Annotated in this window: 12 protein-coding genes; 11 read left to right on the forward strand and 1 reads right to left on the reverse strand. The window is 63.2% G+C overall.

The window, feature by feature from the left end:
- Positions 1 to 121 precede the first annotated feature (121 nt).
- The 10 genes from dgcA (at position 122) to KUV86_RS11520 (ending at position 19,010) form a co-directional block, all read left to right on the forward strand.
- Positions 122 to 2,209 carry an NADH:flavin oxidoreductase gene (dgcA, locus tag KUV86_RS11475; RefSeq protein WP_222162737.1) on the forward strand — a complete coding sequence of 696 codons (2,088 nt, stop codon included), beginning with the start codon at positions 122 to 124 and terminating at the stop codon, positions 2,207 to 2,209.
- A 171-nt stretch (positions 2,210 to 2,380) separates the two neighbouring features.
- A complete protein-coding gene (locus tag KUV86_RS11480; RefSeq protein WP_222484847.1) occupies positions 2,381 to 4,465 on the forward strand; it encodes a DUF3483 domain-containing protein in 2,085 nt (694 codons plus the stop codon).
- A complete protein-coding gene (locus KUV86_RS11485) occupies positions 4,462 to 5,958 on the forward strand; it encodes an electron transfer flavoprotein subunit alpha/FixB family protein (RefSeq protein WP_222484848.1) in 1,497 nt (498 codons plus the stop codon). Before KUV86_RS11480 ends, KUV86_RS11485 begins: the two co-directional genes overlap by 4 nt.
- On the forward strand, positions 5,948 to 6,853 hold the full coding sequence (locus tag KUV86_RS11490; protein ID WP_222484849.1) for an electron transfer flavoprotein subunit beta: 906 nt from the start codon (positions 5,948 to 5,950) through the stop codon (positions 6,851 to 6,853). The genes KUV86_RS11485 and KUV86_RS11490 overlap by 11 nt, the downstream gene beginning before the upstream one ends.
- Positions 6,854 to 6,913: 60 nt before the next feature.
- Entirely contained in the window at positions 6,914 to 8,659 is a 1,746-nt protein-coding gene (locus KUV86_RS11495) for an NADH-ubiquinone oxidoreductase-F iron-sulfur binding region domain-containing protein (protein WP_222484851.1), read from the forward strand.
- Positions 8,656 to 11,643, forward strand: a complete 2,988-nt coding sequence (gene fdhF, locus KUV86_RS11500) for a formate dehydrogenase subunit alpha (protein WP_222484853.1) — start codon at positions 8,656 to 8,658, stop codon at positions 11,641 to 11,643. Before KUV86_RS11495 ends, fdhF begins: the two co-directional genes overlap by 4 nt.
- 128 nt (positions 11,644 to 11,771) lie before the next feature.
- On the forward strand, positions 11,772 to 12,035 hold the full coding sequence (locus tag KUV86_RS11505) for a hypothetical protein (protein ID WP_206941298.1): 264 nt from the start codon (positions 11,772 to 11,774) through the stop codon (positions 12,033 to 12,035).
- A 77-nt stretch (positions 12,036 to 12,112) separates the two neighbouring features.
- A complete protein-coding gene (locus KUV86_RS11510; RefSeq protein ID WP_222484855.1) occupies positions 12,113 to 13,357 on the forward strand; it encodes a sugar diacid recognition domain-containing protein in 1,245 nt (414 codons plus the stop codon).
- A gap of 265 nt (positions 13,358 to 13,622) precedes the next feature.
- Entirely contained in the window at positions 13,623 to 14,984 is a 1,362-nt protein-coding gene (locus KUV86_RS11515) for a GntP family permease (RefSeq protein ID WP_222484856.1), read from the forward strand.
- Between the two features lie 477 nt (positions 14,985 to 15,461).
- Complete coding sequence (locus KUV86_RS11520; RefSeq protein WP_222484857.1) at positions 15,462 to 19,010, forward strand: EAL domain-containing protein; 3,549 nt, start codon at positions 15,462 to 15,464, stop codon at positions 19,008 to 19,010.
- Positions 19,011 to 19,074: 64 nt separating this feature from the next.
- Here the strand turns inward: KUV86_RS11520 and KUV86_RS11525 are convergent, their stop codons facing one another.
- Positions 19,075 to 20,361: an aromatic ring-hydroxylating oxygenase subunit alpha gene (locus KUV86_RS11525; RefSeq protein ID WP_222485040.1), complete on the reverse strand. Its 1,287-nt coding sequence runs from the start codon at positions 20,359 to 20,361 to the stop codon at positions 19,075 to 19,077.
- A 101-nt stretch (positions 20,362 to 20,462) separates the two neighbouring features.
- Between KUV86_RS11525 and KUV86_RS19990 the strand changes: the two genes are divergently transcribed.
- On the forward strand, positions 20,463 to 20,585 hold the full coding sequence (locus KUV86_RS19990; protein WP_261315894.1) for a hypothetical protein: 123 nt from the start codon (positions 20,463 to 20,465) through the stop codon (positions 20,583 to 20,585).
- Positions 20,586 to 20,655 lie beyond the last annotated feature (70 nt).

Raw genomic sequence — 20,655 nt, forward strand, 5'->3', positions numbered from 1 at the left:
CCGCTCCCGCCGCGAATCCCGCTGATTGGGCATCACGCCACATCTCCCACAGAACGCACAGGCAAGGTGTCCATCGGATACGCCACTCCTGTCGTCCTCGTTCAGGCAGAGGAGCCTTCTCATGGCCTTCGACGCGATCTTTCAGCCGATCACCATCGGCCGCCAGACCATTCGCAATCGGGTGGTCAGCACCGCCCACGCCGAGGTATATGCGACCGAGGGTGGGATGACCACCGAGCGCTATGTGCGCTACTACGAAGAGAAGGCGAAAGGGGGCTGCGGCCTGTGTATCTGCGGCGGATCTTCTGTCGTTTCGATCGATAGCCCACAGGCCTGGTGGAGCTCGGTCAACCTGTCCACCGACCGGATCATTCCGCACTTCCAGAACCTGGCCGAGGCGGTCCATCGCCACGGCGGCAAGATCATGATCCAGATCACGCACATGGGGCGCCGCTCCCGCTGGGATGGCCATCACTGGTCCACCTTGGTGTCCCCCTCGGGTATCCGCGAACCGGTCCATCGTTCCACCTGCAAGACCATTGAGGAGGAGGAAATCTGGCGCATCATCGGTGACTTTGCTCAGGCGGCTCGTCGCGCCAAGCAGGGCGGCCTCGATGGTGTCGAACTGTCCGCCGTGCACCAGCACCTGATCGATCAGTTCTGGAGTCCCAGGGTCAATAAGCGTGAGGACGAATGGGGGGGGAGCTTTGAAGGGCGCATGCGGTTCGGTCTCGAGGTGCTGAAGGCCGTGCGCGCCGAGGTCGGCGACGACTTCGTGGTGGGCATGCGCATCTGCGGCGACGAGTTTCATCCCGACGGTCTTACCCACGATGACATGAAGGCCATCGCCGCCTTCTATGACGCCACGGGCCAGGTGGACTTCTTTGGCGTGGTGGGGTCTGGCTGTGATACCCACAACTCCTTGGCCAACGTCATCCCCAACATGTCCTATCCACCGGAGCCGTTCCTGCACCTGGCGGCGGGCATCAAGGAAGTGGTAAGCGTGCCCGTCATACACGCCCAGAACATCAAGGACCCGACCCAGGCCAATCGCATTCTCGAGGGTGGGTATGTGGACATGGTGGGCATGACCCGAGCACACATTGCCGACCCCCACCTGATCGCCAAGATCAAGATGGGAGCGGTGGACCAGATACGCCAGTGCGTCGGGGCCAACTACTGCATCGATCGTCAGTACCAGGGGCTCGATGTGCTGTGCATCCAGAACGCCGCGACCTCGCGGGAATACATGGGATTGCCGCACATCATCACGCCGAGCGAGGGACCGACACGGCGCGCGGTCGTGGTGGGAGGAGGCCCCGGAGGCATGGAGTCCGCCAGGGTACTGGCCGAGCGCGGCCATCAGGTGACCCTGTTTGAAGCCTCCGACAGCCTCGGTGGCCAGATCACCCTTGCGGCCAAGGCACCTGCGCGGGATCAGATCGCTGGCATCACTCGCTGGTATCAGCTCGAGCTGGCACGCCTCAAGGTCGACCTGCGTCTGGGAACCCGGGCCGACGTGGCCACCATCGAGGATCTGCGCCCGGACCTGGTGGTGCTGGCGACCGGGGGAAGACCGTTCCTCGACCAGTATCCGGCCTGGGGATTTTCCGCGGATGCCGAGGAAAGCCTGATCGTCAGCACCTGGGACGTTCTGTCTGGCAAGGTGACCCCGGGCAAGAACGTGCTGGTGTTCGACAGTATCTGCGAATTCGCCGGGGTGTCCGCGGCAGACTTCCTGGCCGACAAGGGCGCCAAGGTCGAGATCGTCACCGATGACATCAAGCCGGGGGCCGCCGTTGGGGGAACCACCTTTCCTACCTATTACCGCAGTCTCTATGAAAAGGAGGTCATCATGACGTCGGACATGATGCTCCATGAGGTGTACCGAGAGGGCAGCAACCTGATCGCGGTGCTGGAGAACGAGTACAGCGGTGTGCAGGAAGAGCGGGTAGTCGATCAGATCGTGGTGGAAAACGGGGTACGCCCCGACGAAACCCTGTACCTGGCGATGAAGGCCGCTTCCTTGAACCGTGGACAGGTGGATCTGGAGGCGCTGTATGCCGCCCAGCCCCAGCCGTGTCTGGCGGAGTTGGAGGCCGATGAGCACAAGGGTGGATACGTGCTGTTCCGGCTGGGGGATGGGGTCGCCCCGCGCAACGTGCATGCCGCCATCTATGATGCGCTCCGCCTGTGCAAGGACGTGTAGGCGGCACCTCGGCAGAGGCCGTCGGCGGGTCCTCGCCCCTGTCTCTGTCGCTATGTCGCTATGTCGCTGCCTCTCTGGCGCTTCTCTTCCTCAGCGTCTTTCTTCGCCGCCCTTCATCACCGCCTTTCTTCACCACCGCTTTTCTTCACCACATTGTTCAGGAGGCCACCCATGTCCGCGACGCTTTTTTACGGTTCCCTGACGGGGCTGGTGCTTGCTGCTCTGCTGCTGGCGCTGGTGGGGGCTGCCAGGCGCTTTTTGCTGTGGCGCCGTGGTCGTCCGTCGCCAGTGGCATGGCTCGGGGGACTTGCTGCCATGCCCCGTCGCTACCTGGTGGACCTGCATCATGTGGTGGCGCGAGACAAGGCGTTTGCTCATACCCATGTGGCTACCGCAGGCGGGTTTGTCGCTGCTGCAGGCTTATTGCTGCTGGTGACCCTGGCGCCCCTGCCCGAGGGTGGAGAGACGTTACTGACAGGGCTGATGCTGGTGATGAGTCTGGTCATGCTGGGCGGTGCCCGGCGGGTGGCCAGGCGCCGTCGACGTCCGCCGTCGCGGCTATCCCGCGGCCCCTGGCAGCGACTGCCAAGGAGTCTGACGGTATTTGCCGCCAGCGTGGCAGGCCTGTCTCTGATCATGCTGATGGTCACTTGGCTGCCTGCGGCGTGGCTCACGGGGGTGCTCGGCGGGACGCTGACGCTGGTGCTGCTGGCTGGGCTGGCGCTGGGGCTTGGCGAGATGTTTCTCGGCATGACCTGGGGCGGTCCGATGAAACATGCCTTTGCCGGCGCACTGCACCTGGCGTGGCATCGGCGTGCCGAACGCTTCTCGACCCGGCAGAGCGATCGCGACGGTGTATCGCCGCGGTCGACGGGGCTAAAGCCGCTTGATCTTGACGACCCTGATGCTCCGCTCGGGGTGGAAACGTCGGAGGACTTCACCTGGAATCAGCGTCTGGGCTTCGATGCCTGCGTGCAATGCGGTCGCTGCGAGGCAGTGTGTCCGGCGTTCGCGGCGGGACAGCCACTCAACCCCAAGAAACTGATCCAGGACATGGTGCTTGGCATGACCGGCGGCAGCGACGCAGGCTTTCATGGCTCGCCCTATCCGGGCAAGCCACTTGGTGAGCACCGTGGCCAGCCTGGCGGCCCGATGGTCGTGACCTCAGGCGGGGCGCTGGTCGATGCGGACACGCTTTGGTCCTGTACGACCTGCCGGGCCTGCGTGGAGGAGTGCCCAATGATGATCGAGCACGTCGATGCCATCGTCGACATGCGCCGCCATTTGACCCTGGAACATGGCGCCACGCCGGGCAAGGGGGCGGCGGTGCTCGACAACCTGATCGCGACGGACAATCCCGGGGGCTTCGCGCCGGACTCGCGGATGCACTGGGCGGCAGACCTGAACTTGCCGCTGATGCGTGAACTGGGCCAGGTGGACGTTCTGCTGTGGCTCGGTGATGGAGCCTTCGATATGCGTAACCAGCGTACCTTGCGAGCCTTGGTGAAGATCCTGCGGGCGTCCCAGGTGGACTTTGCGGTGCTGGGGGATGAAGAACGTGACAGCGGCGATGTGGCGCGACGGCTCGGCGATGAGGCCACCTTTCAACGCCTGGCCAGGGACAATGTGGCAACGCTGTCGCGCTATGGCTTCCAGACCATCGTCACCTGTGACCCTCACAGCTTTCACGTTCTTGGCAATGAATACGCTGCCTTTGGCGGCCACTATTGCGTGCGTCATCACAGCACCTTCCTGGATGAGCTGTTGCAGCAGGGAAGGCTCAAGATAGCGCCACGCCCGCGGTCCCGTGTGACCTACCATGATCCCTGCTACCTGGGGCGCTACAACGGTGAGTTTGATGCGCCGAGGCGGGTGCTGGCTGCCCTGGGCATCGAGCTGACCGAGATGGCGCGTTCTGGCTTTCGCTCGCGCTGTTGCGGAGGAGGAGGGGGTGCCCCGGTCACCGATATCCCTGGTGAACGGCGGATTCCCGACATGCGCATGGCCGACGTGGCCGAGGTAGAGGCCGATGTGGTAGCGGTGGGCTGCCCCCAGTGTACGGCGATGCTGGAGGGGGTGGTGGATCGCCAGGCGGAGGTTCGGGACATCGCCGAACTGGTGGCTGAGGCCTTGGTGTTAGAGGAATCGGTTTTCGAGGAATCGGTTTCCGAGGCATCGTCGACTGCCACAGGTGCTCGGCGGCGGCCGCGCCAGACGGGGCATCCTGGTCGACTCGTCGAGGAGGCAAGCCAATGAGTGATGTTCATTCGACGTCCCAGCATCAGCAACACGATGTTCGCCGCCGCCGAGATCCCAGGCTGGAAGGGATTGCTCGCAATCGACGTCACCCGGAGCATCTCGCCGTGCTGGCGGCCCTCGGTCAAGGCGGTGAGGGCCAGGCATCCTGGATGGGGCCCAACGGACGCATGCGCCGCGATCCCCACCTTGTCGGCGTCATGGGGCCCAACGGACGGCGGCGGATTGATCGCAGTGGTGCTCTGGTCGGCGCCGCCGGACCACAACAGGGTCGAACAGCAACGCAGCGAGATCAGCGTCGCGACGTGGTGGTGGCCGATCCCGCGGGGGTCATTGCCGTGGTGCCGGATCTCGCCTCAGGTCGGTTGAGCGAACACGACCGCGACGTGTTTGGCCTGGCCCGACGACTGGCTGATGAGAGGGCTGATGACAGGGCCGATGACAGGGCCGATGACAGGGCTGACATCGACGGCAGCTCGCTTGCCGTGACGGCGCTGTTGTTGCTGCCATCGCCGTCGGCAACCCTCGAAAGCGCCCTGCAAGACGCGCTGGCCGAGGCCGGAGCAGATCGGGTCATCGTGCTGCCAGTAGCGCCGGGATATGCCCCTGAGGATCGCCTTGCGGCCTGTCTGGCGGCGGACCGGGCGCTGACACCGCGGCACTGGCTGTTCCCGGACGCTACCCTGGAGGGCGGAGACCTGGGCCGCCGCCTGGCGGTACGTCTGGGCGAGCGGCCTGCCTGCGGGCTGTGGCGGGTGGAGCCGGATGACGCCAGTGACAGCGGCTGGTCCTGCCTATGCCGCTCGGGCTCGGGCCGCCAGGACCTGGCGCGTCCGCTGCCGCGTGTGGTGGTGGCTGCCGCACAATGCGCGGAGCCGGTGACGGCGACCCGGCACGAAGCCCGTGAATGGCCGCTGTCGCGAACGTCCTGCGATCACCCGGAGGCACCGCTGCCGATGCAAGATCTCGGTGCCGTGGCGGTGGATCCGGCGGCGATTGCCCTGGCCGAGGCACCCTTTATTCTTGCGGGCGGAAACGGCGTCGGTGACTGGGACGGCTTCCATCATGCGGCCAGGGTGCTAGGGGCCAGCGAAGGCGCCTCGCGGGTCGCGGTGGATGAAGGGCATATGCCGCGAGAGCGTCAGGTGGGCGCCACGGGTACCTTCGTCAGTGCCCGCGTCTATCTGGCCGTCGGCATCAGCGGTGCGATTCAACATCTGCAGGGAATTCAGCGCTGCGAGAAGGTGATCGCCATCAACTCTGATGGCGGTTGCGACATGGTCAAGCGTGCGGACCTCTCGGTGATCGGTGACGGCGATGCGATCCTGGCCGAGTTGGCCTCCCTGGTCGAACCCTCCTTGGTCGAACAAAGGGACAGCCGGCAGCAGCTGGGGGTTGGTCCAGAGGCATCGTCGCCGACAGACCCTACCGAGAGCCCCGACATGCTTTCGCTTCTTTCCGACCGTATCAAGGAGAGCCGCCATGTCGCTTGAACCGCGAGCCCCGGCAGCTGTAGAGCCGGCGTCGATATGCCTGGACGTGCTGCTGTCGCTGGGCCGTCATGGTCTGACCCAGCGCCCTCGACGGGCCGATCTGGACGCGCGTGCGCTGGAGATGGCGCTGACCTTCCAGCACAAGGGCAAGCCTGGCAATACCACCCTGTCCTGTTGGCACGCTGGCCCGGCGGAACAGGATACCGAAACAGCACTGCGTGCCTATCTGGGCATGGGGCTACCTTCCATTCGCTGGATGCATATGGCGGCAGCAGGGGATGCCCTTGCACCATTGCATGAGGCGTTGCGGGCACCCGTCGATGCCGACGCACGACTGGTGCTGTGTGGCATGCACGCCGAGCAGGGGGAGGGCAGTGGTCTGTTGCCGATCGCCCTGGCCGAGCGTCTGGACTGGCGCTGGGTGCCAGGGGTGGTCGCGATCGAGACCATCGAGCCCATATCGTCCGGCGTGGCCCAGGCCGTCGTGCTGCAGGCCCTGCCAAGGGGGCAGCGTCGGCGCATCGCGGTCAGGCTCCCGGCCATTCTCGGGGTCGAGGCAGCGGCACCAGCGCCTCGCCAGAGCGCTTTCGGCCCGGCCCGGCGAGGGCAGCTGCTGCAGCTCGACAGCGGTGCAGAGCCGCCGATAGACCCCGCCGGCGCGACCTGGCCCTTCATGCCTGCCACGCCAAGGCCGAAGCGGCTGAAGATCGTCACCTCGGCCAATGCGCGCGAACGGTTCAAGGCAGCAGCGGCAAAGGCAGAGTCGGGCAGCGGGCGGGTACTCGAACAGGTGTCCGCCACAGAGGGCGCGATGGCGATTCTTGACTTTCTTGATGCCGAAGGTGTGGTTAGTCGCGCAGCTGTCACTAATGCGCGACAAGGTGATGGACGCTGAGAGCCGCTGGTGCCAGCATGTCACCAGGTGACCTTAACGCCACATAAATAGAGTCAAACAATGACCGCAGAAACCGTGACCGCCAGTCCTGCCAGGCGAACCCGCAAGACGCTCAAGGGGCGCCAGACCACTCCCTCGGTGCTGGAAGCACTGCGCCATCTGCTTGGGGACGAGCGTCAGCAACCCCTGCTGCGCCAGCGACAGCTGTTGATCGAGCACCTCCACGCGATTCAGGATGCCAACGGCTATCTTGCGCTGGAGTGGCTGAGAGCGCTGGCCAGCTACATGTCGCTGCCCATGGCGGCCGTGTATGAAACAGCCACCTTCTATGCCCACTTCGACGTGGTGCACGACGATGAGCCAGCGCCTGCTGCCTTGACCGTTCGAGTGTGCGACTCGCTTTCCTGTCAGTTGGCGGGCTCACAGCGGCTCGCTGATGCACTGGCGGACGGCCTGGATCCCGCACAGGTGCGTGTGACCCGCGCTCCCTGCATGGGTCGCTGCGATCAGTCCCCGGTAGTGGAAGTAGGGCATCATCATCTGGGGCATGCCAGCGTGGAAGCGGTGGAAGTGTTGCTGGATACCGGGCGTACCCACCCAGAGGCGGTGGTGTGGCAGACCCTGGCCAGCTACCAGCAGGAAGGGGGCTACGAGCTGCTCAAGGGATGCCGGGCGGGGCAGGTCGATTTCGAGGACCTGGCCACGCTGCTTGAGCGCTCAGGCCTGCGCGGACTGGGGGGTGCCGGTTTCCCGACTCACCGCAAGTGGCGCACCGTGCGCGAACAGCCCGGACCTCGCTGGTGTGCCGTCAATGCCGATGAAGGCGAGCCCGGCACTTTCAAGGATCGCTACTACCTGGAGCGAGCCCCGCACCAGATGCTGGAAGGCGCCCTGGTAGCCTGCTGGGCGGTTCAGGCGGAAGGTGTCTATATCTATCTACGCGACGAGTACCCGGGGGCGCATCGGGTGCTGCGCGAGGCCATCGCTGAGCTCGAGGACCAGGGGTTGATCACCCCTGGGCAGGTGATACTGCGCCGAGGGGCCGGTGCCTACATCTGTGGCGAAGAGTCGGCCATGATCGAATCCCTGGAAGGCAAGCCCGGCAAGCCGCGCCACCGTCCGCCGCTGGTCGCCCAGCAGGGCTTGTTCGGTCGACCTACCCTGGTCAACAACGTCGAGACGCTCTACTGGATACCGGTGCTGTGGCGTGAAGGGGCGGCGCTGTACGCGCGGGAAGGACGACGCCAGCGCAGCGGACTGAGGAGCTTCTCGCTGTCAGGACGGGTGCGTCGTCCCGGCGTCTATCTGGCTCCCGCCGGGATCAGCCTGAACGAACTGATCGAGGAATTCGGCGGCGGCATGGCTGACGGTCATCGGCTGGCCGGCTACCTGCCAGGGGGCGCTTCAGGCGGCATCCTGCCCGCGTCCAAGGCGGATCTTCCCCTGGACTTCGATACTCTTCAGGCAGAAGGCTGCTTTATCGGCTCTGCGGCGATCATCGTGCTGTCCGATCAGGATGACCTGCGCGCCGTCGCCGTGAACCTGCTGGCGTTTTTCGCCGATGAGTCCTGCGGCCAGTGCACGCCCTGTCGGGTAGGCAGCGAGAAGATGCTGAGCCTGCTGGAGCGCAAGCATTGGGTGGTGGAAGACCTGCAACGTCTTTCGCGCATCATGCAGGACGCCTCCATCTGCGGGCTCGGGCAGGCTGCCCCCAATCCCGTGCTGAGCTTGCTGCGGCATTTCCGCGATGACCTCGCCCGCCATGACATCATTGTCAGCGACGCTGCGGAAGGAGCCACATCATGACCAAGGTCACCAAGACCGCGGGCGCTTCCACCGCCGCGGACGAGGCCCTGCCAGAGGCCTTTCTGCTGACGCTGGACGGCGCCGAAGTGAGCGCCTACCCAGGCGAGACTGTCTGGCAGGTGGCCAAGCGCGCCGGTGAGACGATCCCCCATCTGTGTTTCAAGGAGGCCCCCGGCTACCGCGCTGATGGCAACTGCCGTGCCTGCATGGTGGAAATTGAAGGTGAGCGAGTACTCGCTGCCAGCTGCCTGCGCGAGGCACGCCCAGGCATGGTGGTAAAGAGCCTCACCTCGGAGCGTTCCCGCCTGGCGCGGGAAGGGGTGCTGGAGCTGCTGCTCAGCGATCAGCCCGCCCAGGAAGACAGCCCTGATCGCTCGAGTCAGCTGTGGATAATGGCCGAGCGGCTGGCGGTGGATGCCACCCAGGCGCGGGCGCGCTATCCGCGCAGGCGCCGCGATGTGGTGCGACACGCCCCTGACTATCGCCTCCCCGGTGAGCACTTACCGACCCCGCCTGGCCGATGCGATGGGGCCGAAGGGCGGCACCTTGTCTCACCTCCCACATCACCGATGACGCCAGCTAAAGGGGCGGCGGGTCACGATGCCAGTCATCCGGCCATGACCGTCAATCTGGATGCCTGTATCACCTGCAACCTGTGTGTTCGGGCGTGTCGAGAAGTACAGGTCAACGATGTCATTGGCATGGCCCATCGTGGGGCTGCCAGCAAGGTCGTGTTCGACCTTGACGACGCCATGGGCGACAGCAGCTGCGTGGGGTGCGGTGAGTGTGTCCAGGCGTGCCCTACCGGTGCCCTGATGCCCGCGACCATGGTCGACGACCACGGCAGGGGCAGTCGTGCCAATGTCGATCGCCAGGTCGACTCGGTCTGCCCTTACTGTGGCGTTGGCTGTCAGCTGACCTACCACATCAAGGACGATGCCATCGCCTTTGTCGAGGGGCGTGACGGGCCGGCCAATCAGGGGCGGCTATGCGTGAAGGGGCGCTTCGGCTTTGATTATCCGCGTCACCCATCGCGCCTGACGCGCCCCTTGATACGCCGTGAGGGCGTGCCCAAGGGGCTGGACCCGGCGTTTGATCCCGCCAATCCGCTGACCCATTTCCGCGAAGCGTCCTGGGAAGAGGCGCTGGCCCTGGCGGCGGGTGGCCTGACGCAATTGAAGGCAAGCCACGGTCCGCGGGCGCTGGCGGGCTTCGGGAGCGCCAAGTGCTCCAATGAAGAGGCCTGGCTGTTCCAGAAGCTGGTGCGTCTTGGTTTCGGCAGCAACAATGTCGATCACTGCACGCGCCTGTGTCATGCAAGCTCCGTTGCGGCCCTGATGGAATGTATCGGTTCTGGTGCGGTAACGGCCTCCTTCATGCAGGCGCTGCAGGCGGATGTGGTGATCCTTACCGGCTGCAATCCAGCGGTCAATCATCCGGTGGCGGCCACCTTCTTCAAGCAGGCCGCCCTGCGCGGTACCCGGTTTATCATTATCGACCCCCGTGGTCAGGCCATGGGAGCGCATGCCCACCGGGTGCTGCGGTTTACCCCCGGTGCCGACGTTTCCCTGTTCAATGCCATGCTGCAGGTCATCATCGAGGAAGCGCTGTTCGACGAGGACTATATTCGCGACCATACCGAGGGCTTCGAGCGGCTGGCCAATGCCGTGCGAGGCCAGACACCAGAGTCGGTAGCGGACCTGTGCGGGGTTCCCGCCGAGGAGATACGGGCGGCGGCAAGGGAGTATGCCAGCGCCGAGCGGGCCATGATCTTCTGGGGCATGGGGATCTCCCAGCATACCCACGGCACCGACAATGCGCGCTGCCTGATTTCCCTGGCGCTGGCGTGTGGCCACACCGGGCGGCCTGGCACCGGTCTGCACCCCTTGCGCGGCCAGAACAATGTCCAGGGTGCTTCTGATGCGGGCATGATTCCCATGGTCCTTCCCGACTATCAGCCGGTCTCCGATGCCCAGGTGCGGGCATCCTTCGAGGAATTGTGGGGCCTGGACAGCAACGGCCTTGATCCCGAGCCGGGCCTCACCGTGGTCGAGATCATGGATGCCATTCACGCCGGTACTATTCGTGGCATGTACATCCTGGGCGAGAACCCGGCCATGTCCGACCCGGATCTGGCTCATGCCAGGGGAGCGCTGGCCCGCCTGGAGCACCTGGTCGTGCAGGACCTGTTCGTGACCGAGACCGCTCAGTTCGCCGACGTCATCCTGCCGGCCTCGAGCTGGCCGGAAAAGGACGGCAGCGTGACCAACACCAATCGCCAGGTGCAGTTGGGGCGTCAGGCACTGCCTTTGCCAGGGGATGCCCGACCGGACTGGTGGATCATTCAGGAAATGGCGCGACGTTTCGGGCTCGACTGGCAGTATCAGCACCCCCGTGACGTCTTCGCCGAGATGCAGAAGGGCATGGCCTCGTTCGATAACATCAGCTGGGAGCGCCTCGAACAGCAAGGGGCGGTCACCTATCCCTGCTCGGCACCGGACGCCGAAGGTGCCGATGTGGTGTTCTCTGACGCCTTCCCTACGGCCACTGGCAAGGCAACGTTCTCTCCGGCGCTACCCATGCCCCCCGACGAGCCTGTCGATCATGACTACCCGACGGTGCTGTCCACCGGGCGTCAGCTCGAACACTGGCATACGGGGTCCATGACCCGACGAGCCAGTGTCCTTGATGAGCTCGAGCCCGAAGCGGTGGCCAGCCTGTCGGCGGGAGAGCTTGCGCGCCTGGGCATGCAACCAGGTGAGCGGCTGACGATCTCCACCCGGCGGGGCGCCATCACCTTGGTGGCCCGGCTCGATGACGGTATGCCGGACGGCATGGTCTTCGTGCCTTTCTGCTATGTTGAAGCAGCGGTGAACCTGTTGACCAACCCGGCGCTCGACCCTTACGGCAAGATTCCGGAGTTCAAGTATGCAGCGTGTCGTCTGACCCGCGCCGAGCCTGTCGCTGATACCGTAGAGTCCTAGGGTCCTGTTGGGGCTGAGGGCTGAGGGCTCGTACTGGGTCTGGACGGCGAGAGCGGGCCTTGTGCTGTTGCAATCCGCTCCAGATGCCTCGCTTCCGTGGCCGAGCTGATGAAGAAGAGGGCGCGAACATGATGATTGCCGAGCTGGTGGATGGCCGTGATTTTCGAGATCGCCTGGTGGCTCTTGGGCTGAGATTGCCGGAAGACGCCTGTCCCGAGACCTGCGCCCGTATGGCGCGGCTCAAGGCCCGTGAAGGCGGCCTGCCCGGACTGGCTTCCCTGGTCACGGAGCTGCTGGGCCAGCGTGAGATCGTACTGCCATCCGTGTATCAGGCCATCCATGCCCACCTGATGGGCTTGAACGACGAAGGGGGACTGGTTGCCCCCCATTGAGCGTTCACACCTGGCTTGCAGCCCGCTAAAGCGCCGGAGAAGATGGAGGCTATTCGCCAACGGTGGCAGGTGGCCCCATGATTCTGAGCGCTGAGCTCGCACAGCAGATCATCGACAAGACCCAGGATATCCTCGATGCCAACATCAATGTGATGGATGCACGCGGGGTCATCATCGCCAGTGGCGATGCCGCTCGGCTGGGGACGCTGCATGATGGAGCGGTGCTGGCGTTGAAACGTCGCAATGCGCTCGAAATCGGTGATGCCGACGTGGCGGCCTTCAAGGGCGCGCGCCCTGGCATCAACCTGTTGCTGGAGTGTGCCGGCAAAACGGTCGGTGTGCTGGGCATCACGGGCCAGCCGGAACGGGTCCGCCAGTCTGCGCGACTGGTCAAGGTCGCGGCTGAAATGCTGGTGGAGCAAGCCGATATGCTGGCGCGACTGGAATGGGCCAAGCGCCACCGCGAAGGGTTCATCCTTTCCTGGATCAACAATGAGCTTGCTCCCGACCAGTTGCTGGATTGGGCCGAGCGCCTAGGCATTGATGTAAGAGTGCCTCGGGTGGCGGTTTTGATTGAGCTGGATCGCGCTAGTCCCACGTCGCGCCTGACCGATATGCAGCGCTTGATGGAGCTGCTGGCTACACCTCAGCGGGATAACCTGGTGTCGCTGGTGTCGTCGCACCGTATCCTCGTCCTCAAGCCGCTTAGCTCCAAGCCTGTGTCAGACCGGTCCTCGACGGGTCAGTGCTCGAGGGGTGAGAGCTCGACAGAGCAGCCACGGCCGATGATGAATCGGGGGCGCGGCAGGGCGTCCGGCGGCGCGGAGGGCATGGCAGATGAACAGCGGCGGATCAATGACCTGCTGGAACGACTGCGGGGGCATGGCATCGACGATGTCAGGGTCGCCGTAGGGCGGGCCTTCGATGCCCCCAAGGACCTGCACCTGTCGGTGGAAAGTGCCCAGCAGGTGTTGCAGGTCGGCAAGCAGCACTACCCGCAGCGAACGACCTACTACTACGATGACCTTCACCTGCCGGTGCTGCTGTCGCCCTTGGCGGATGGGTGGCAAGGGCATGAGCTTCGCTCTGCGATTGACCTGATTCACCAGAACGACAGCGGCGGGCGCTTGCTCAAGACGCTGAACAGCCTGATCAAGCACCAGGGCAATCTGAGTCGCTGTGCCGACGCGCTGCATATACACCGCAATACCTTGCGTTATCGTCTCGATCGGATCCACGACATCACCGGCATCTCTCCTCACCGCTTCACCGGCCTGGTGGAGCTGTACCTGGGACTTCAGCTGTCCATCGATGATGGATAGTTGGTGATCCGCACAACCTGGGCGGTCAATTTTCAGCGGATTTTGTGCAAGATGACGGCGTTATCCGCGGCCGGATCAGGCATACTCCCACGGGGAAATGCTGGCCCACTGGGATCAGATCTTCCGTTGTCAGGCCTCAGGCCCCTCAGCTCCGCAGGTCCCGGGCCCTCAGGGAGCAGGACACCTCGTGAGTCGCGGGATGTGAGCGTTTGCCACGTCCGCTGGCGGTGTCTTCCATTCATCTACATAGAGAGACAAAGACGCCATGAGTCTGGTTGTCATCCTGCTGCTGGTGATTGCGTTCATCGTGATCGCGACCAGCAAGTTAAAGGTTCACCCTTTTCTGGCGCTGTTGGCGTCGGCCTTTATCGCGGCCTTTGCCTACGGGCTGCCACTCGATTCGGTGGTCAGCACGATCACATCGGGCTTTGGCGGCATCCTTGGCTATATCGGCCTGGTCATTGTGTTGGGCACCATCATCGGCATCATTCTGGAAAAGAGTGGGGCCGCGATCACCATGGCGGATGTGATCATCGCCAAGCTCGGGGATCGTTTTCCGACGCTGACCATGTCGATTATCGGCTATATCGTCTCGGTTCCGGTGTTCTGTGACTCCGGATTCGTGATTCTGAACTCGCTGAAAGAGTCCCTGGCCCGCAAGTTGACGACATCGCCCATTGCCATGAGTGTCGCTTTGGCAACAGGGCTTTATGCCACGCATACCTTCGTGCCGCCGACTCCTGGTCCGATTGCTGCCGCGGGCAACCTTGGGCTCGAGGCCAATTTGGGCCTGGTGATTGGTGTGGGGGTCTTCGTCGCCGCGGTTGCCGCCTTGGCTGGCACCTTGTGGGCGCGTCGCTTCCGTCATACCGAGCCGGACGTGGCCAATCCGGCCCTCGAGGACGGCGACCACCATCAGGATTGGGAGGCGCTGCGTGCCAGCTACGGCCGTCTGCCCAGCCCGATGACGGCGTTTGCTCCGATTTTTATCCCGATCCTGCTGATCTGCATCGGTTCGGTGGCGCGCTTGCCAGCGGCTCCCTTTGGTGAAGGTGATGTGCTGAACGTGCTCAGCTTCCTGGGACAGCCGTTGACCGCCCTGGTCATCGGTTTGCTGCTGTCCACGATGCTGCTCAAGAGTGAGAGCAAGATCGAAGAGTTTAGCCAGCGTATCGGTGAAGGTATTGTCGCTGCCGCGCCAATCCTGCTGATCACCGGTGCCGGCGGTGCCTTCGGTGCGGTGCTCAAGGCGACCGCACTGGGCGAATACCTTGGGCAGACGCTTTCCGCACTGGGGGTTGGCATCTTCATGCCCTTTATCGTGTCTGCGGCGCTCAAGTCTGCCCAAGGGTCTTCTACCGTGGCGCTGGTGACAACGTCTGCCCTGGTGGCCCCGATGCTGGGAGATCTCGGTCTCGAGAGTGACATGGGACGGGTGCTGACCGTCATGGCCATCGGCGCAGGGGCGATGACAGTATCCCATGCCAATGACAGTTTCTTCTGGGTAGTGTCTCAGTTCAGTCGGATGAGCGTGGGCTTGGCCTATCGCGCCCAGACCCTGGCGACCCTGGTGCAGGGGGTGACGGCGATGGCCTTGGTCTATCTGCTGTCACTGGTGATGCTCTAACTGCACGTCACGATGATCCGATACGGGGCAGGCCAATGGCCTGCCCTCTTTTTTATCTGTTGTTTGTACCGATGGTGAGTACCTACTGTTTGTCTCTGCTGTTTTTACCTGCCTTTTTCGCCTGCATATGGCCTCTTGCAAGGCGCTCGATGCTCCTGGCCACATGACTGCCGGCTCACAGAAACGCTCCATGACGGCAGTGATAGGGCCTCACTGCCGTCAGGCGTTGTTCCCCTCAAGTAGGATGTGACTGTAAAGTTTGTAGCATTATTCTTACATGAGTTTACGATATTGTTACCAAGAGCGACGTCACCAACTTGTGCAGGATAGTTAGCAAAGGCAGAAATAACGATGGACTTTCCGACGCGCAAGCTACGTATCCGCTGAAGCATGGGCGCCGTGGCAGGAAATGCTGGCGTTTGCAGGAAGCCAGCAGACAGGATCGCCGGGAAAGTCAGCCGCGAGCGAGGTTGACGAATGATGGATCGGCATAAGGAAGAAGGGGCGGGATTGGCGACCACGCTGCTGGTGGTGGTGCTGCTGACGTTTGGTGGGCTGGTGGCTCTGCATGCGCTGATTACGCCTCCATCCCCAGCCTTGTTCCTGTTCGAGTTGTTGACCTTCAGTCGCTCGGGGGCCCTGGCGTCGCTGCTGGCGACGGCTGGCATCATTGCGCTGATCCAGCAGCGGCGCGTCATCAAGCGTGGAGCAGCGTTGCTGCTGCTTGGCTATGGCCTGTTCCAGGCGCTATGGCTGCTGGACCAGGCCTGGGAACACCAGGGGCGAGTGACCGCCCAGCCGGGCATGTCCTCGTTGCTGCTGGTGCTGTTGTCCGTATCGGTGTGGCAGGACAGTCGGGAGACTGAGTCTTCGGATCGCTGGAAGCGATGGTTGCTGCAGTGCCTCGGCGGGATGAGTATTGCTTGCGGCAGCTTGACCCTGTTGATGATCAGCGATGCCGAGGAGGTGCCGCGCTGGCGGCAGCTATTGTTCGAGACGCGCCCCCTGGGGACCCTGATGATCATCATTTTCGGGGTGATCTTGCTGCTGCTGCCACGCCCTGATGTGATCAACTTCCGTGTTCTTGCTCCCCGTGCTGTGTGGGCTGGACTGATAGGTACCAGCCTCAGTCTGCTGGTGGCGTTTGGGGGATACCACCTTTATTCACGCAGTCTCAGTGACAATCTCGCCTCCCAGTTGGACATCCTCGGTAGTCGTATTGCGCAATGGCAGGAACGCTACAGCGAAGGCTGGAGCGAATGGAGTATGCCGCTGACCCAGGCCGGAGGGTCGCCTGAACCGACAGGGTCTTCAGGCCACGAAGAGATCGTTGACTATGTCTGGTGGCAGGATGGCAAGGTGTTGCGTCGTCTTGGTCCTGACTCAGGCTCGGCCGACAGCCGACTGGCGGAGCTGCTCGACATGCCTCAGGTTCGCGATTGGCTCGCTCGCCGGCGTGATGAACCCATGCGCTGGTGGATACTCGCCGAGGGAGACGCCCTGCTGGAGGTCAATAGCTTTGGCAGCTTCGGCCCCAGGCTGGTGACGTTGGTGAGTATGGGGCCATGGCTCGATCGCATGAGTGAGGGGCTGGAAGCCAGAATGACGCTGATCGGCTGGAATGAAAGCATGCTGGTGGAGCATAGGCCCGGCGAGGTCTGGGTAGAGCACGGTCGTCTTGCTGGGCTGATGCGGGAGGACATCGCCATGTCTGGTGGCGGCACCTTGCGTATTCAGGCATCGCTGCCGTTAAAGCTGGTGGGCGTCCTGCTGCCGGCGATGCTGGCGGCATTGGGGCTGTTCGCGACTTACCAATTGATGGTGTGGATCTCCCTGGCCAAGATCCGCAGTCGTCAGGCCATGTCCCTGGCGGCAAGAGAGCAGGAGTTCCGCTCCCTGTTCGGGCTGAGCGCTGATCCCATGTTGCAGGTACGTCGCTCGGGACTGGTCACCGAGTTGAATGCATCGGCAGAGCGTGCCCTGAATCAGCATGCATCGGTAGGCGCCGTCTCGGTGTCGGCAGGCTCATCGGAAACCACTGCCATCGGTCAGCCTTTTGGTGACATCGCCTGCCGGTTGATGGGCTGCGACACGCCACCGTCTGAGCTGCATGAGCATTTCGACGAGGTCATGTCCGGGCGCCAGCAGTCGGTAAAGTTCGAGTGCTATACGCAGCACTCCTGCTTCCTGGTGAGGCTGCAGCAGATTCGGGTCGAGGGGGCCTGTGCAGGCCTGTTTGCAAGCTTTACCGACGTGACCCAGCGTCAGGTGGAGCAGGCCAGGCTCTCGATCATGGAGCGCTGCCTGACCGAAAGCACCAATGGCGTGGTCATTTTCGATGCCATCGCCAGGGGCGGGCCGGTCATCTACGTCAATGCCGCGGTGTGTCGCATGCTGGGTGTGCGCAACGCTGACTTGATCGGCCTCAAGGCCAGTGAACTGGCCCGGCGTATGGGACTTGACCCGGTAACGGAAGGCGAAATCTGTCATTGGATGAAGACTCGGCAGGCCGGCTCCGTTACCGTGCTGGCAACGCAGGACGTGGGGGCTTGCCGCTGGTATGACATGACCCTGTCTCCGGTACACGCCAGTCGTGAGGGTGTCAGCCACTTCATCGGCATTGTCGACGATGTCACTCAGCGCAAGGCCCAGGAGGAGATGCTGGCCCATCAGGCCACCCACGATGCCTTGACCGGTCTGCCCAACCGACTGCTGCTGTCAGACCGTCTGGAGCATGATGTGGCGCTTGCGCAGAGGCATGAGAAGGGGCTGGCCGTGCTGTTCCTGGATCTGGATGCCTTCAAGCCGATCAACGATAGCCTTGGCCATGAAACCGGTGATCGCGTGCTGGTGCAGGTCGCCAAGCGGTTGGGGCGAGGACAGCGCCGCTCGGACACCCTGGCACGACTCGGTGGCGATGAATTCGTCATGGTGCTGGTGGACATTGGTGGGCGAGAGGAAGCGGTGGTGGTGGCCGAACGGCTGCTTGAGCAGTTGCATGAGCCTTTCCGCGTGGATGGCCACCAGCTGCATATCTCCGCGAGTATCGGGATTGCGATGCTGGACAGTGAGTCGGCGGTGAGCTCTCAGCGGTTGATCCAGCAGGCGGACCTGGCCATGTACCAGGCCAAGCAGCGAGGACGAAACCAGTGCCAGCTGTTCTCGCGTACGCTGGAGGGAGCTTCCGGTCGACATGTCATGCTGCGCAATGCACTGCGGGTGGCGCTGGACCAGCAGCGGTTGCAGGTCTTTTACCAGCCCCAGGTGGATGGTGCTGGGCGTGTCACGGGACTTGAGGCACTGGCGCGCTGGTGCCATCCGGACCTGGGCTGGGTATCGCCTGCCGAGTTCATTCCTCTGGCGGAAGAAACGGGCCAGATCATCGAGCTGGGCCGCTGGATTCTGCGTAGAGCCTGTCAGGACGCCAAGCGATTGTTACAGCTGGGTTTATCGCCAGGCAGGGTGGCGGTCAATCTGTCGCCACTGGAATTCCACCGTGAGGACTTCCTGTCCAGTGTGTGCCAGGCGTTGGATGACATTCAGCTGCCATCGGACTGGCTGGAGCTGGAAATCACCGAAGGCATGCTGCTGGAAGACAAGCCGGGTGTGGCCAAGACCCTGGAAAAATTGTCCCGCCGCGGCGTGACGGCTGCGATCGATGACTTTGGTACCGGCTATTCCAGCTTTGACTACTTGAAGTCGCTGCCCATCGACAAGATCAAGATTGACCGTGGGTTCGTCGCTCACTGTCTCGATAGCGAGCCAGACCTTGCCGTGTGCAGGAGCGTTATCTCACTGGCCCGAGAGCTGGACCTGGAAGTGTTGGCCGAGGGCGTGGAGACCGCGCGACACTGCTACACCTTGAAGCAGTTGGGCTGCGCCACATTCCAAGGCTATCTGTTCTCGCGACCGGTGCCGTTTCGTGAGCTTGATGCACTGTTGCGCCGTGAACATCTGACGCCACCAACGGCCGCCGAGAGTGGCGAGGTTATCCCGCTGGTGGCGACGGACAGCAGGCGGCCCTAGTCAGGCGGCCCTAGTCAGGCCGCCTTAGCCAGGCCGCCTGCTGGTCAGGTCCTGGATACCTCGATCATGCGCGTACCAGGCTCAGTTCCGGGGTGTCCGAGAGGTTGGTGGTCAAGGTGCTGCGATACCAGTCGATGAAGTCGATCACGCCGTATTCGTAGGTGGGGGAGTAAGGTCCCGGCCGATAGGCGAGTGAGTTGATGCCACGCTGGTTTTCCTCGGCAAGGCGACGGTCCTGGGCGTTGGTCGCATCCCACACCCGCCGCAGATTCTCGGGGTCGTAGTCGACGCCTTCCACCGCGTCCTTGTGGACGAGCCATTTGGTCGTGACCTGGGTGCGCTGGGGGCCCAGCGGCAACACACGAAACACCGCCGCATGGTCGCCGACAAAGTGATTCCAGCTGTTGGGCAGATGTAGCAGACGCAGTGACCCCATGTCCTCGATTCCCTGGTGGGTCAGCGGCGTTGAACAGGCGGGACGTCCATCCATGGTCATCGACACTGTGCCCTCGACCAGTGGCGTGCGGGTCAGCCGATTGCGCTTGCCGCCTGCCCAGCGCATTTTCCAGGGGATGCCGAGCGCGTCCCATTCCTGCTGCTTGCGCTCCACCAGGGCACGGTATTCCGGGGTCGCTCGTGGGTCCTCGGTATCGTCGAATTCGTAGAGCGTCTTGATCAGCTCAGGATGTGAGCCGTTGCAGTGGTAGCACTCACGATTGTTTTCCAGCACCAGCTTCCAGTTGGCCTGTTCCTCGATGGTGGTGGTAACCGCCACCTTGAGATTTTCCATGTCGTAGAAGCTCAGGTAGCTGTCAAAGGCGGCCTTGAGATCGCTGGCATCCGGTGGCTCGCTGGCCAGGCTGACGAACAGATAGCCACCGGCTTCGGTGAGGGCTACAGGGGCCAGACCATGGTCTTCCAGGCGAAAGTCTGCGCCCATCTCCGTGCCGGCAAACAGAAGGCGGCCATCGAGTTCATAGGTCCACTGATGGTAGGGACACACGAGCTTGGCCACCTTGCCGCTTTGAGTGGCGCACAGCCGTGAGCCCCGATGGCGGCAGGTGTTGTGGAAGGCATGCAGGCTGTCGCCGTCTCCGCGCACGATAATGATCGGATTGTCGCCGATATCCAGGGTCATGAACTGCCCCTTCGCTGGAATTTCGCAGCTCATCCCGGCAAAGATCCACTCCCTTTCAAAGATGGTTCGCATGTCCAGTCTGAACAGGCGGTCATCGTTGTAGAACGCCTGGGGCAGCGAAAATCCGTGCGGATGATGCATGGCCGTTTCCAGGGCGAAGTGGCGGGCCTCTTCCAGAGGGTCCCCCAGACGGGGTGATGCAATGGGGTCCATGTTGCTCTCCAGGTCATGCGGCAGACGCTCGCGGTGAACGTCGTCCTTGCTCATTGAATGGGTACTGGGTGACGGCCCAGTGCGCGTGCAGGTCACGGGCGATGGACGCCTCTGGTGGCTGGCATGTGGGGCGTGGCGTGCTGGCAGTCTGGAACAAGGGCTCGAAGCAGGGCTGTCTGGCGACGACACCAGATGATGCCGTTGCGACGCTATCGCTGCCGTGACGAGCATGGCCGGGGGAATCGAGCATGCTGATGTCGTGATTAGACAAGTGAGGGCGGGAGGACGAGGGGC

The organism is Halomonas sp. DP8Y7-3 (assembly GCF_019801675.1).
GTDB classification, from domain to species: Bacteria; Pseudomonadota; Gammaproteobacteria; order Pseudomonadales; family Halomonadaceae; genus Halomonas; species Halomonas litopenaei_A.